The 17,612-nt window shown below is 49.4% G+C and carries 1 protein-coding gene; it reads left to right on the forward strand.

The features are described from left to right. Nucleotides 1-15 precede the first annotated feature (15 nt). On the forward strand, nucleotides 16-17,517 hold the full coding sequence (locus RH45_RS01285) for a retention module-containing protein (RefSeq protein ID WP_008072841.1): 17,502 nt from the start codon (nucleotides 16-18) through the stop codon (nucleotides 17,515-17,517). Nucleotides 17,518-17,612: the final 95 nt, after the last annotated feature.

The following is a 17,612-nucleotide window of genomic DNA, read 5'->3' on the forward strand; positions in this document are numbered from 1 at the left end:
GTAAAAGGAGAAGTTATGGACGTTGAAGTTTTGCGTCAAGCTGCTGACATCAAACAAGTGACTGGTGACGTTGTCATCGTGAATTCGACTGGGGAAGCCAGAAAAGCGCAAGTGGGCGATGTCGTCGCACCCAATGAGATCATTATTACTTCTCAAGGCTCTACTCTGGTGTTATCAGATATCACATTCAAAGAGAATTGTGTCGCTTGTTTAGATGAGGCTGCTGGCTGGGGATTTGCTGAAGTAGACGGCGATATTTCAGTAGACTCTGAACAACTTGACCCCTCGCTGCAAACCGCTTTAGATGTTGACGTGATCCAGGAAGCCATTTTAGGCGGAGCTGACCCAACAGAGATCTTAGAAGCAACGGCCGCTGGTGGTGTGGGTTCAGGCTCGGCTAATGCGGGTTTTGTCACTATTGATTACAACGGCGCCGAAGTACTCGCGAGCACGTTTTTTGAAACTCAAGGCTTCGCTAATGCAACCGACATTGACGATGATGAAGAGCAAAGACCGCTGATTTTTGCTGCGGGTGGTGAATCGATCACTGAGTCTTTAGTTGAAGGCTCGATAAGTCTAGGTACGTACCCTCAGTCCATCACTTCAAGTATCACGGTGTCAGCGGGTGACCTGAGTTTAGATGCCAGCTCGTTTACCCCTACCACGGAATCTCTTACCGCATTGATTAACGAGTTGAACACCGATATTACCTCCGGTGGGCAAGCGGTTTCGTTTAGCTACGACGCATCAGAGAACGCTATCGTTGGTGTTATTGGCTCTAACGAGGTGCTTCGTGTTGATATTGATACCAGCAACGTTGGTAAAGATATTAACTTGGATCTAACGACGACAATTTCACAACCAATTGACCATCTTTCGTCAGTAGGTTCAGGGCTGGTCACAATTAATGACGACCAAATTTCCCTTACCTTTGAAATTACTGGCAGCGATGCGGGCGGGAATTCAATCCAAGCACCAATCATAGCTCAAGTATCTATCGCAGATGGTGGTGATCCCGTCATTGACTCAATACCGAGTGCTGAGGTCAAAGAATCACAGCTAGCAGACGGTTCAACCCCAATTGCGGGAGACGTCCAGTTTAGTGGAGATATCACTTATAGCGAAGGCAGTGACATCATTGAGCGTTTCCAAATTGACGTTGATGAATTTAATGCCAACTCGACGCTAACTTCTAAGGGGCTTGATGTTGAGCTACGAGAAGAGCCGGCTGACTCGGGTCAATACATTGGCTTCACGACCAGTTCAAATGGCACCGAAACTCCAGTCTTTGCTCTAGAGTTCGATAGCAATGTAAAAGGACGTTATACCTTTACTCTACTAGAAGCGGTTGATCATACTGATGGGCAAGGCTCTAATGATCTCTCGTTTACGTTGCCGGTTTATACCATAGACAACGATGGCGACCGATCGGCCGAGTTGCCTCTCTCAGTCACAATTAACGATGACGTGCAGCGAATGCAAGATGGCTCTTGGGCCATCGTAGAACCTAACACGGGTGAATCAGCGACAACGGCGGTTATTGACGTCACACCGGGTGTAAGTGCTGATGGGGTGACTGTTACTGAGGTCAAATTTGGGGATTATCCAAGTTCGCAACTTGATCAAGATGTGGCGGGTGAGCAAAAATTCGATTTTGAAGAAGGTTCTCTCTATGTCACGTTAGATGGGGCGATGCGCTTCGAGCCTAATCGTAACCTTGACAACTCTGCTGGTGATATTGTTAGACAAATCGTGGTTACGACTAAAGACCTTGATGAGGACGAAGTAACGGCAACTGTCACACTCACCATTCAAGATGGTGACGATCCGGTGATTAACACCATTCCGTCAGTGAGTGTGTCGGAATCTCAGCTCACAGACGGCTCTACGCCAAGTGTTAACCCAGTGCAAGCCACGGGTACCATCGACTACAGCGAAGGCAGTGACAACCTTAGCCACTTCCGTTTAGAGCCGAATGAGTTCAACACTGACGATTCACTAACCTCGAACGGTTTGGTGGTTGAGCTGCGTGAAGAGCCGGCAGACTCCGGTCAATACATTGGCTTTACCACCTCGGCAACGGGCGTTGAAACCACCGTCTTTACCCTGGATTTTGATGCGGCGAATAAGGCCGATTACACCTTCACCTTGCTGGAAGCGATTGACCATGGCGATGCATCGGGCAACAACAGCTTAGACTTTGCCCTGCCTGTGTACATGGTCGACAGCGATGGCGACAACTCAGCCAAGGTCAATCTCGATATCACAGTGACCGATGATGTGCAGCTGATGCAAAACGGCGCTTGGACCATCACTGAGCCGAACGACGGCGAGAGCCCAACCACCGCAACCATTGATGTGATGCCTGCGCAAAGCGCTGATGGTGCGACGATTACCGAATTCAAATTCGGTGGCAATACGGCGCAGCCACTTGACCAAACCATCACGGGTGAGCAGAAGTTCGATTACCCAGAAGGCACGCTGTACATCACCTTAGACGGTGAAATGCGCTTTGAGCCGAACCGCGATCTTGACCATTCGGCGGGTGATATCGTTAAAACCATCACGGTCACTTCCGGTGATTTCGATAACGACAGCGTCAGTGCCACGGTGACACTCACCCTTCAAGATGGTGACGATCCGGTGATTAACACCATTCCGTCAGTGACAGTCTCTGAGTCCCAATTAACCGACGGCTCTACGCCAAGTGTTAACCCCGTGCAAGCCACGGGCACCATTGATTACAGCGAGGGCAGTGACAACCTTAGCCACTTCCGCTTAGAGCCGAATGAGTTCAACACGGACGATTCACTAACCTCGAACGGTTTGGTGGTTGAGCTGCGTGAAGAGCCGGCAGACTCCGGTCAATACATCGGCTTTACCACCTCGGCAACGGGCGTTGAAACCACCGTCTTTACCCTAGATTTTGATGCGGCCAACAAGGCCGATTACGCCTTTACCTTGTTGGAAGCGATTGACCACGCCGATGCATCGGGCAACAACGGCCTCGACTTTGCCCTGCCTGTGTACATGGTCGACAGCGATGGCGACAACTCGGCCAAGGTCAATCTTGATATCACAGTGACCGATGATGTGCAGCTGATGCAGAACGGCGCTTGGACTATCACTGAGCCGAACGAAGGCGAGAGCCCAACTACCGCAACCATTGATGTGATGCCTGCGCAAAGCGCCGATGGTGCGACGATCACCGAATTCAAATTTGGTGACAATACGGCGCAGCCACTTGACCAAACCATCACGGGTGAGCAGAAGTTCGATTACCCAGAAGGCACGCTGTACATCACCCTAGACGGGGAAATGCATTTTGAGCCGAACCGTGATCTTGACCATTCGGCGGGCGATATCGTTAGACAAATCGTGGTTACGACTAAAGACCTTGATGAGGACGAAGTAACGGCAACTGTCACACTCACCATTCAAGATGGTGACGATCCGGTGATTAACACCATTCCGTCAGTGAGTGTGTCGGAATCTCAGCTCACAGACGGCTCTACGCCAAGCGTTAACCCAGTGCAAGCCACGGGCACCATTGATTACAGCGAGGGCAGTGATAACCTCAGCCACTTCCGCTTAGAGCCGAATGAGTTCAACACGGACGATTCGCTTAAATCCAACGGTTTGGTGGTTGAGCTGCGTGAAGAGCCGGCAGACTCCGGTCAATACATTGGCTTTACCACCTCGGCAACGGGCGTTGAAACCACCGTCTTTACCCTGGACTTTGATACGGCGAATAAGGCCGATTACACCTTCACCTTGCTGGAAGCGATTGACCATGGCGATGCATCGGGCAACAACAGCCTCGACTTTGCCCTGCCTGTGTACATGGTTGACAGCGATGGCGATAACTCAGCCAAGGTCAATCTTGATATCACAGTGACCGATGATGTGCAGCTGATGCAAAACGGCGCTTGGACCATCACTGAGCCGAATGAAGGCGAGAGCCCAACCACCGCAACCATTGATGTGATGCCTGCGCAAAGCGCCGATGGTGCGACGATTACTGAATTCAAATTCGGTGATAATAAGGCGCAGCCACTTGACCAAACCATCACGGGTGAGCAGAAGTTCGATTACCCAGAAGGCACGCTGTACATCACCTTAGATGGGGAAATGCGCTTTGAGCCGAACCGCGATCTTGACCACTCGGCGGGCGATATCGTTAAAACCATCACGGTCACTTCCGGTGATTTCGATAAAGACAGCGTCAGTGCCACGGTGACACTCACCCTTCAAGATGGTGACGATCCGGTGATTAACACCATTCCGTCAGTGACAGTCTCTGAGTCCCAATTGACCGACGGCTCTGCGCCAAGCGTTAACCCAGTGCAAGCCACGGGCACCATTGACTACAGTGAAGGTAGCGACAACCTTAGTCACTTCCGCTTAGAGCCAAATGAGTTCAACACTGACGATTCACTAACCTCGAACGGTTTGGTGATTGAGCTGCGTGAAGAGCCGGCAGACTCCGGTCAATACATCGGCTTTACCACCTCGGCAACGGGCGTGGAAACTACCGTCTTTACCCTGGACTTTGATGCGACTAACAAGGCCGATTACACCTTTACCTTGCTGGAAGCGATTGACCACGCCGATGCGTTGGGCAACAACAGCCTCGACTTTGCCCTGCCTGTGTACATGGTCGACAGCGATGGCGACAACTCGGCCAAGGTCAATCTTGATATCACAGTGACCGATGATGTGCAGCTGATGCAAAACGGAGCTTGGACCATCACTGAGCCGAACGACGGCGAGAGCCCAACTACCGCAACCATGGATGTGATGCCTGCGCAAAGCGCCGATGGTGCGACGATCACCGAATTCAAATTTGGTGACAATACGGCGCAGCCACTTGACCAAACCATCACGGGTGAGCAGAAGTTCGATTACCCAGAAGGCACGCTGTACATCACTCTAGACGGTGAAATGCGCTTTGAGCCGAACCGCGATCTTGACCATTCGGCGGGCGATATCGTTAGACAAATCGTGGTTACGACTACAGACCTTGATGAGGACGAAGTAACGGCAACTGTCACACTCACCATTCAAGATGGTGACGATCCGGTGATTAACACCATTCCGTCAGTGAGTGTGTCGGAATCTCAGCTCACAGACGGCTCTACGCCAAGCGTTAACCCAGTGCAAGCCACGGGTAACATCGACTACAGCGAGGGCAGTGATAACCTCAGCCACTTCCGTTTAGAGCCGAATGAGTTCAACACGGACGATTCGCTCAAATCCAACGGTTTGGTGGTTGAGCTGCGTGAAGAGCCGGCAGACTCCGGTCAATACATTGGCTTTACCACCTCGGCAACAGGCGTTGAAACCACCGTCTTTACCCTAGATTTTGATGCGGCGAATAAGGCCGATTACACCTTCACCTTGCTGGAAGCGATTGACCATGGCGATGCGTTGGGCAACAACAGCCTCGACTTTGCCCTGCCTGTGTACATGGTCGACAGCGACGGCGACAACTCAGCCAAGGTCAATCTCGACATCACAGTGACCGATGACGTGCAGCTGATGCAAAACGGCGCTTGGACCATCACTGAGCCGAACGACGGCGAGAGCCCAACCACCGCAACCATTGATGTGATGCCCGCGCAAAGCGCCGATGGCGCGACAATCACCGAATTCAAATTCGGTGACAATACGGCGCAGCCACTTGACCAAACCATCACGGGTGAGCAGAAGTTCGATTACCCAGAAGGCACGCTGTACATTACCCTCGAGGGTGAAATGCGCTTTGAGCCGAACCGCGATCTTGACCACTCGGCGGGTGATATCGTTAAAACCATCACGGTCACTTCGGGTGATTTCGATAACGACAGCGTCAGTGCCACGGTGACACTCACCATTCAAGATGGTGACGATCCGGTGATTAACACCATTCCGTCAGTGAGTGTGTCGGAATCTCAGCTCACAGACGGCTCTACGCCAAGCGTTAACCCTGTGCAAGCCACGGGCACCATTGATTACAGCGAAGGCAGTGACAACCTTAGTCACTTCCGCTTAGAGCCGAATGAGTTCAACACGGACGATTCGCTTAAATCCAACGGTTTGGTGGTTGAGCTGCGTGAAGAGCCGGCAGACTCCGGTCAATACATCGGCTTTACCACCTCGGCAACGGGCGTTGAAACCACCGTCTTCACCTTAGATTTTGATTCGGCGAACAAGGCCGATTACACCTTCACCTTGCTGGAAGCGATTGACCACACCGATGCGTTGGGCAACAACAGCCTCGATTTTGCCCTGCCTGTGTATATGGTCGACAGCGATGGCGACAACTCGGCCAAGGTCAATCTCGACATCACAGTGACCGATGATGTGCAGCTAATGCAGAACGGCGCTTGGACCATCACTGAGCCGAATGAAGGCGAGAGCCCAACCACCGCAACCATGGATGTGATGCCTGCGCAAAGCGCCGATGGCGCGACGATCACCGAATTCAAATTCGGGGACAATACGACGCAGCCACTTGACCAAACCATCACGGGTGAGCAGAAGTTCGATTACCCAGAAGGCACGCTGTACATCACCCTAGATGGGGAAATGCGCTTTGAGCCGAACCGCGATCTTGACCATTCGGCGGGCGATATCGTTAGACAAATCGTGGTTACGACTAAAGACCTTGATGAGGACGAAGTAACGGCAACTGTCACACTCACCATTCAAGATGGTGACGATCCGGTGATTAACACCATTCCGTCGGTGAGTGTGTCGGAATATCAGCTTACGGATGGCTCTACGCCAAGCGTTAACCCCGTGCAAGCCAAGGGCACCATCGACTACAGCGAAGGCAGTGATAACCTCAGTCACTTCCGCTTAGAGCCGAATGAGTTCAACACTGACGATTCGCTAACCTCGAACGGTTTGGTGGTTGAGCTGCGTGAAGAGCCGGCAGACTCCGGTCAATACATTGGCTTTACCACCTCGGCAACGGGCGTGGAAACCACCGTCTTTACCCTAGATTTTGATGCGGCTAACAAGGCCGATTACACCTTCACCTTGCTGGAAGCGATTGACCATGGCGATGCGTTGGGCAACAACAGCCTCGACTTTGCCCTGCCTGTGTACATGGTTGACAGTGACGGTGATAACTCGGCCAAGGTCAATCTTGATATCACAGTGACCGATGATGTGCAGCTGATGCAAAACGGCGCTTGGACCATCACTGAGCCGAACGAAGGCGAGAGCCCAACTACCGCAACCATAGATGTGATGCCCGCGCAAAGCGCCGATGGCGCGACAATCACCGAATTCAAATTCGGTGACAATGCGGCGCAGCCACTTGACCAAACCATCACGGGTGAGCAGAAGTTCGATTACCCAGAAGGCACGCTGTACATCACCCTAGACGGGGAAATGCGCTTTGAGCCGAACCGAGATCTTGACCATTCGGCGGGTGATATCGTTAAAACCATCACGGTCACTTCGGGCGATTTCGATAACGACAGCGTCAGTGCCACAGTGACACTCACCCTTCAAGATGGTGACGATCCGGTGATTAACACCATTCCGTCAGTGACAGTCTCTGAGTCCCAATTAACCGACGGCTCTACGCCAAGTGTTAACCCAGTGCAAGCCACGGGTACCATCGACTACAGCGAAGGCAGTGACAACCTTAGCCACTTCCGTTTAGAGCCGAATGAGTTCAACACTGACGATTCACTAACCTCGAACGGTTTGGTGGTTGAGCTGCGTGAAGAGCCGGCAGACTCCGGCCAATACATCGGCTTTACCACCTCGGCAACGGGCGTTGAAACCCCCGTCTTTACCCTAGACTTTGATGCGGCGAACAAGGCAGATTACACCTTTACCTTGCTGGAAGCGATTGACCACGCCGATGCATCGGGCAACAACAGCCTCGACTTTGCCCTGCCTGTGTACATGGTCGACAGCGATGGCGACAACTCGGCCAAGGTCAATCTTGATATCACAGTGACCGATGATGTGCAGCTGATGCAAAACGGCGCTTGGATCATCACTGAGCCGAACAACGGCGAGAGCCCAACCACCGCAACCATTGATGTGATGCCCGCGCAAAGCGCCGATGGTGCGACGATTACTGAATTCAAATTCGGTGACAATACGGCGCAGCCACTTGACCAAACCATCACGGGTGAGCAGAAGTTCGATTACCCAGAAGGCACGCTGTACATCACCTTAGATGGTGAAATGCGCTTTGAGCCGAACCGTGATCTTGACCATTCGGCGGGCGATATCGTTAAAACCATTACGGTCACTTCCGGTGATGTCGATAACGACAGCATCAGTGCCACGGTGACACTCACCCTTCAAGATGGTGACGATCCGGTGATTAACACCATTCCGTCAGTGACAGTCTCTGAGTCCCAATTGACCGACGGCTCTACGCCAAGCGTTAACCCCGTGCAAGCCACGGGCACCATTGATTACAGTGAAGGCAGTGATAACCTTAGCCACTTCCGTTTAGAGCCGAATGAGTTCAACACTGACGATTCACTAACCTCGAACGGTTTGGTGGTTGAGCTGCGTGAAGAGCCGGCAGACTCCGGTCAATACATCGGCTTCACCACCTCGGCAACGGGCGTTGAAACTACCGTCTTCACCTTAGATTTTGATGCGACTAACAAGGCCGATTACACCTTCACCTTGCTGGAAGCGATTGACCACGCCGATGCATCGGGCAACAACAGCCTCGACTTTGCCCTGCCTGTGTACATGGTTGACAGCGACGGTGATAACTCAGCCAAGGTCAATCTTGATATCACAGTGACCGATGATGTGCAGCTGATGCAAAACGGCGCTTGGACCATCACCGAGCCGAATGAAGGCGAGAGCCCAACCACCGCAACCATTGATGTGATGCCTGCGCAAAGCGCTGATGGCGCGACGATTACTGAATTCAAATTTGGTGACAATACGGCGCAGCCACTTGACCAAACCATCACGGGTGAGCAGAAGTTCGATTACCCAGAAGGCACGCTGTACATCACCCTAGACGGTGAAATGCGCTTTGAGCCGAACCGCGATCTTGACCATTCGGCGGGCGATATCGTTAAAACCATCACGGTCACTTCCGGTGATGTCGATAAAGACAGCGTCAGTGCCACGGTGACACTCACCCTTCAAGATGGTGACGATCCGGTGATTAACACCATTCCGTCGGTGAGTGTGTCGGAATCTCAGCTTACGGATGGCTCTACGCCAAGCGTTAACCCCGTGCAAGCCAAGGGCACCATCGATTACAGTGAAGGCAGTGACAACCTTAGTCACTTCCGCTTAGAGCCGAATGAGTTCAACACGGACGATTCGCTTAAATCCAACGGTTTGGTGGTTGAGCTGCGTGAAGAGCCGGCAGACTCCGGTCAATACATCGGCTTCACCACCTCGGCAACGGGCGTTGAAACTACCGTCTTCACCTTAGATTTTGATGCGACTAACAAGGCCGATTACACCTTTACCTTGCTGGAAGCGATTGACCACGCTTCTTCGGGTGCGAAAGACAGTTCGTTAAGTTTTAACCTTCCTGTCTATATGGTCGATAGTGATACCGACGAATCGACGATGAAACCTTTGAAGATAACCGTTCAAGATGACAATCCGACTATCGATAACACGACGAGTGTGAGCGGTTTCAGTGTCGATGAGAATGATCTCTCTGGTTCAGCCGTTGCATCAGGACAGTTTGAGTTCACGCCCGGGGCTGACAGTGTCGACAGTTTCTCGTTAGCTAACATGAATGATGCCATTGATGGGCTCTCATCAGGCGGGGTCGATCTAACTATCGAAAAATACGATGGTGCTGCGAATGCGACCAGCTACCAAGCAATGGCTGGAAATAAAGTCGTGTTCACTTTAGAGCTTGGTGACGATGGTTCCTATCGCTTCGAACTGAAAGAAGCTCTAGATCATCCAGTGGATAAAGATAGCTTAACCGTTCCATTCGAAGTGATTGCTTTGGATGGTGATGGCGATGTTTCAAATAGCTACCCGTTACCGATTAATATTGATGATGACAAGCCCATTCTTTTGGATTCGACCGGTGAGAAGTCCGTCGATGAAGATGACCTGAGTGGCATTGGTTCTGACCAAAGTGATGATACGCAGATTGGCGGTTTCTTCGTTGTTGATGAAGGTGCGGATTCAATCGTTGAGTATGAACTCACTAATGCCGATAGCACGCTTGATAATTTGCAAAGTGGCGGTGAAAGCTTGGAGTGGTTGCCTGTTTCAGTCAATGGAACAGAGTTCACATACGTCGCACAAACATCACAAAGCAATCAACCTGTGCTGTCGATAACGTTCGATACTTCTGATAACAGTTACTCGTTTGACTTGTTAAGGCCTATCGAACATCCAGATGGCAATGCAGATAATACGTGGCAGCTCGATTTCATTGTTCAAGCTACAGATTTCGATGGTGACATCTCTAACCCGATTACACTGCCTATTACCATTAAAGATGATGTGCCTCTTGTGACTGAGCAACAGATATCTCGCATCGAAGGTCAAGGCTATAGAGGCACTAAAGTTAACCTGTTTGACGTTTCAACCGATAAAGGTGCAGATGGTGCAGAGTTAACAAGCATTCACGGCACCACTGATGGCTCATCTGAAATATTGTTCAAACAAGGCGCAAATTACGTTGATAACGTTGATTTGAACTCAGGTTCACAACGAATCACGGTTGCGGAAGAGTATGAAAATGATGCTGGTGACCGCGTTGTAAGGGAGCTCGGCCAACTGCGCATCAATTCGAATGGTGAGATTGAATTTAGAGCGTTTGATAATTTAGAGCACGATGGCGACGATTTTGTCTTCTCGATCAATGTCACAGCAACGGATGGGGACAAAGATACCTCAACGGCGCCATTGGAAATTACGATCGAAGATCGTAAAGCATCCGCTATCACGTTGAACGTTGTGACATTTGAAGATGCAGGCCGTGATCCGTCGATTTATTACAACCTTAACAACCCAGTTAGTGTTGACCAAGCAAATGCTCAGGATAATCAACAGGATATTCCTAATGTAGGCACTCCCACTCAGATTCAAGTGCAGGCTAACCTCTACGATCCAGACAACAATGAATCGATTGGGGGCATGACTATTCGAGCAGGCCAGCATCACGGTACCTTCTTCTACCATGATGGCAATGAGTATGTTGAGTTAACAGCCGATGCTTCCGGCAATATTTATTTCGATGGATCGCTTATTCAGCAAAGTGCGATTGTAAATGGTAACGGTGATCAAATCTCGACGATTGAAAATTTGTATTTTGTGCCTGATCGCCACTACTCGACCAACGAACAAGGCTTTAACATCCGTTATCAGCTAGAAATTGATAACAATGGGGTGCTTGATCACACGATCAACTCTCGATTTAACATCGAAGTGAAGAGTGTTGCGGATATACCAACTTGGGATGATGCCAACACGACAGAACATTATGTTCTTGATGAAGACGGAGTGAATGCGGTTATCCAGCTCAGTGCGGTCACCCAAGATAATGCTGACCCAGCCTCTGCTGCTGAAACCATTAGCTATAAGCTGACGGTAACGCAAGGCGATGGAGACTTTTCCTTGCTCGACCAAAACGGTGCCCCTTTGACGGCTAACGCTGATGGTGACTACATCGTTTCGGCTGCTGATATCAATACTATCCAAGTTAACCCGAACGATAACTTCTCAGGCACGATAAAAATCAGTGCGGTAGCCGTAACGACAGAAGCGGATAATGCGTTTACTGATAAAGAGCAAGCTCAGTCTGAGCAGCCTAAAGAGTTAGTTTTTGACGTTCGACCTGTCGCAGACAGAGGCAGTTTTAGCGTTAACCGAATCAGTATTTTTGAAGATAATGCTAAAGATCAGGACACCTTAGATCCAAGTGTCGATAAAGAACCTTTCACCTTGAGTGAAGTGATTCAAATGACGCCATCGATTGACTCTGATGGTTCGGAAGTTTTGTATGTTCGAATCTCAAACATTACCGAGAATGCGACGTTGTCTTGGGAGGGACCTGCACCAAGTCAGATTACGACCGTAACGGTCGGTGGTGTGACTTACCAAGAGGTGCCCTACGATCAGTTGATTCATGTTGAGGTTAACCCAGAACTGCACAGCAACGCTGACTTTAAGTTTGATGTCACTGGAGTTGTTAAAGATAGTGCCGATCTCAGCACGTCACCGACAGCCACCGTCGATGAAACGGTTCTCGGCACTAAAACAGTAAACGTTAGCGTAACTGGCGTTGCCGACATTCCACAAGGAGCGGCACTGGGTAACCATTGGACGGAGTTTACGGATGGTGCGGTGTCTGGTTTAGAAACGACCATTAATGAGAGCCAAAATGGTGATAGTTTTGCAACTCTAGACTTCTCTATCGTGTCTGGTGAAGTTGGGGATAAGCCAACAGATGATTCCGAGTCACTAACCGTGATCCTTTCTGAGATCCCTCCTGGTGTGGTGATTGAAGACAGTGATGGAACCCAATTAGACCTTAATTTCGTTGGCTATGACGTAAATGGTCAACCAACGTATGAAGCGAATATTACAGACTTCAATACCTCGTCGGGTATCATCGTTCGTCCGGTTGATTCCTCGACAGAAAATATTCACATCAAAGGTACAGTGATCGTTACAGAAAATAATGGTCATAGCCGTTCGTTCGAGCAAGAAATACGTATCAATGTCGCTCCAGTGATTGATACGTCGAGTACCTACACCAATACTTCTGTTGGTAACGAAGATTCACCCATTAATATTGATTGGCACCCTGAAGGGCAAGACTACATCGACAGTGATGAGCACTTTACCTCAATCACGATAAACGGTATTCCAGTTGGAGCCAGCGTCGATGTCAATAACAACGATGTGACGGTGAGTTTCGATGCGCTGACAGGGACCTTAGTCATTACTCCGGGAGCAGGGCAAAGTGCCGCTGAGTTCACACAAGATGCGTTGGCCAACAATTTTGTTCAGATTACGCCAGCGAAAGACTCGAGTAGCGATTTTACCTTGACCACTGTGGTAGAGGTAGAAGAGCGCGACCACGAGTACACCAGCGACAGTATTGTTGGCGAGGGGGGACGAGTCACAGCAACCATTACCGGTGAAATTGCAGTGACAGTTCGGCCAATTGTCGAGCCAGAGGATACAAACAATAAGCTGATTGTGACTGATGAATCTGGTGCCAGTATCGGTAATACCATCACGGCCAATGGACAAGGTGTTATTCGCTTTACTACCAACAGTGACAATATTGAGTTAGACAACAATGGCGTTGAGCGATGGGACGGAGAGTACGTGGTTAAATACCAAGAGACCGACCTCTCTTCCGATGAAATCGTTCAGGATGTCATTATCACTCTTACCACGACCAGTGGTGCTCCGCTGTCAGAAGATGTGTTGAGCCAGTTGTTGGTGACGGGGGCTGCCTATGAAGGTAGTGGCCGATGGATCATCACTGATGAAGACGCGTTTAGCATTAGCGCGCCACATGGCTTAGACCTTACTCCGGGCATCACCAGTGACGATAATGCGGCAGCTTACAATGACATAAAGCTTAATATTGAAACTTTGGTCATTGATGAAGGTGAAGATAGCAATGAAAACTCGAAAACGTCATTGCGTGATACTTCACTGACCTTATCCTTCCCTGAAGAAGTCATTGCCGGCAATGAAGTTGCTGCGGATATTGCCATTGCGGAAAACAGTGAAATAGTTGCCACTGAGGACAATCAGGTTAATTTGGGCGATCAGCTAGACAGCATCATCAACTTTGCCAACGCCGATGGTTCGGCTGATGAAGTGACGATCATCATTGATAACAGTGTGACCGTTGACGGTATCACTTTCCCAATCTCAATATCGGGTGGGGAAGTCGATTTCGTTAATGGTCAGTATGTATTCCAAACTGAGATATCAGCAACAGGCCAAGTAGAGAGCTTCGCTGGCCTAATGCTCAATCTTCCTGATGATTATTCGGGTGACTTTAGATTGCCGCTTACCGTCATTACAAAAGACACAACGTCTGGTGATGAGAATACGGCTAATGGTAACGTGATCGTCAAAGTCGATCCGATTGCGGATGTGACAGGTAACGAGCCTGAAATCACTCTGTCAGTTGAAGGTTCATTTGACGCAGGCCAGAACCCTATCGACCAAGATGGTACATCAGGTCAAGATAAGGTTGCTTATGAAGACAGCTATATCCAGTTGAGCTTTGGTCACCAAATTGCCGATCAGGTCACGGGTATTGAAGGGGGGAACGAAGTTCTTTCGTCAATCACACTTAGCCTAGACCAACCAACACTCGGGGCCTTTTATCAATTGGTCGATAATGGGGATGGTACTTCATCCTATCAAGCGCTTGGCGATGTGTTGACGTTTAGCCAAGCCGAAATCGCAGCAGGTGCGTTAGATGACGTTCTATTCAAACCAGAACTGAATTACCCAACAGGCAATGACCAAAATAGCGTCAAGATCAACGTGTCAGGAACGGTAACGGATACCGCGACATTTAATGAGTTAGCGCCGACTCAGATCACTTCCGACAGTAAGGACTTTAATACTAGCGTAAGCTTTGATGTTGTGCCTGTTGTCGATCCGGTGCAAGTAACAGGCCCGGGTAGCAATCCTAATCAAACCATTGAAATTACAGGCGTTGAGGACAATGAAATATCTCTCGGCAGCTCGGGGGGCGTCTCAATTGCGTTGACTGACCTCGATGGTTCAGAGCAGTTTGTTTCTATTAAGTTCACTGACGTACCAGAAGGTTTCTTACTGACTGCTGACTCTTCTAGTGGCTATACCGTGAAAAACAACGGTGGTGGAGAGTGGAGTGTTCAATTACCGGCGGGTGCGAATACCTCGTTGAACCTTGATGATATATCGGTCCTTCCTCCTAAGCACTTTAGTGGTACGGCTGAGTTTGGCCTTACGGTATTTACCCAAGAATCATTGCTGGGTGTACCTACGGAAGCGGGCAATTTGCCGGACTTTAAGCTAACGGTTACTCCGCAAGGCGATGTTGTTGATGTCGATGCAACCGAGTCGGTATCGGGTGACGAAGGGCAAAACATCGATATTGCCATCAATGCCTCGATTGTCGATAAAGTGTTGTCGGCGACTGGAAGTGGGGTTTATTCCGAAAATGCACCAGAGACAGTGCGGATTGAAGTCCGTGATGTACCTGCAGACGGAAAAATTTATGATGCTGATGGTAACCTCGGTACCTATGACGCGGTGAATGATGTTTGGGTTGTGAGTATTGACGCTCAGAAAGTCGATAAGATCGTATTTAACTCGGGTGAGCATAATAGTGATGCGGGCAACGTATTAGGTATTGATGGTCCACTAAAAGTGACGGTTCAAGCGGTCGATAAAGATGTTTCGGGAACTGAGTATTTGGGGCCAGCGGTTGATTTTGAAGTTGCACTTACGATAAATCCTATTAACGATCAGCCGATTTTCGTCAATGTGATCGATTTAGAAACGCAAGAAGATCATGCGATAGCCATCAATAGCTTTGAAATTTCGGATATTGATGCTCAGTATGATGATCCTAATGCGACTTACACGCTTACCCTTAAAGTTGATAAAGGAAGCTTGAACTTTGACCCGGATACGGCGAACGATTTTAATTTATCGTTGAGCGTGAACGGTGATGGTGACTTAATCATCTTAGGAACTGTCGCCAACATTAATGCGGCAATGGCAGCGGGTAATATCTTATTTACTCCTGACATGAACAGCAACGACCTCAATTCGGCGGGTTCAGTCAATGTTACTGCCATTGTTGATGATGGCGGCAATAACGGTGCAATTGATCCTGCAATTCCAAGTTCTTCTTCAACAAATCAAGCCAACTTTGTCATCAAAGTGACGGAAGTGAACGATGAGCCGGAGGCCTCTGATGTCGATCTAGGAAGCATCGCTGAAGAGGGGCAGATTGTCATTACTGCTCAACAGCTGATTGATGCGACGTCGGATATTGAGAATCACACGATTAAAGTGATTGATGTGTCGATCGCTGAGGGCCAAGGTACCCTAGTACAGAACCCAGATGGTGTATCCTGGACCTTTACTGCAGCTGAAGACTTCAATGGCAACGTGAAGTTTAATTACACCATTGAAGATGATGGTACCACCAATGGCACAAATGACTTCAAACAGGACAATGCCCAAATATCTTTGGAGGTACTGGGTGTTAACGACAAGCCCGAGTTAGACACTGACGATATTACTCCTTTGATTGACGAGAACGCAGGACAGTTGATCAGTGGCATCTCGGTTAGTGATGTTGATTATGTGGGCGCATCAGCAACCGATCTAATGTCGGTTGAGCTTAGTGTCGACTATGGTAGCTTGAGTGTTCAGTTGCCCGTGGGCTCCTCAATCAGTGTGGTGCCCGCAACAGGCAGTAGTATCACATTAAGTGGCACTATCGGTGAGCTAAATGCATTGCTGGATAACCCTGTGAGCGGTACAGGTGTCATGCTAGATGCTCGCTTTGTGCCAGTCGATATCATTGACCTGACTGTCACGGCAACGGATTCAGGCAATCCTTCAGGGATGGTGATGCAAGATACCAGCAATCATTCAATTAGCGTGACTCCAGTCGCTAACGCGCCAGTACTAAGCCTCGACCCTAGCTTCAACTATATCCGCAATATCAGTGCAACGCAGACTTCTAGCGTGAATGGTATTGCTTTGGTGGGTTTGACGGCTGTTTTAACGGATAGCAATGAAAGCTTAGCGTTGAATATCACAGGTGTGCCAGCAGAGGCGACGTTAACCAGTGAATTAGGCAGTGTCTCGCTCTCCGCTGGTGTTTGGACAGTTTCTGCCGATGCGATTGATAGCCTTAAAATAGAGGGGGCTGATCTCGGCAATCATACTCTAAGCATTACTGCGGTTTCTGAGGAATCCAACGGTACTACCGCGGACTCAACGCCGCTGGATATTCAGCTAAATGTGGTCGCTGATCTTTCTACTGTGGATCGTTCCATTGAAAGTGATGACATGCAATTGCTTGGTGAAGGCGGAAGTGCAGAGTTGTTGGCGGGTAGTGGTAATGACGTGCTACGTGGTGGGGATGGTAATGATACCCTTAACGGCGGGGATGGCGATGATATCATCGAAGGTGGACTTGGCTCGGATATCCTAACTGGCGGTGATGGAATGGATACCTTTGTCTGGCTCACTATCGATGATGGCGCCACAGATACTATCACTGACTTTAATGTTGCAGACGGCGATAAGATTGACTTAAGAGAGGTGTTGCCGGAGCTCAAAGAGCCTGCGGTGGATATTGACACCCTACTTTCACATATCGATGCTAAGGTCGTTGATGGCTCTGATATTGAGCTAACGGTAAACCCTGGTGATGGCCAAGGGGAGCAGACGATTCTTGTGCAAGATTTAGCACCGCAAGTTCAACTTGATGGTGTGAGCTCTATGGATATTGTTTCGTCTCTGCTAGATCATAACGTTTTCGTGCACGACCAGTAACAATAGATAGAGGCCCTACTGCCGTTTGTCAGTAGGGCTTTATCCGTTTGGCCTATATTTAAAAGGTGATTCTTCAAAGCTTTAACAAAATAACC

Origin of the sequence: Vibrio sinaloensis DSM 21326 (assembly GCF_000189275.1) — a bacterium.
GTDB lineage: Bacteria > Pseudomonadota > Gammaproteobacteria > Enterobacterales > Vibrionaceae > Vibrio > Vibrio sinaloensis.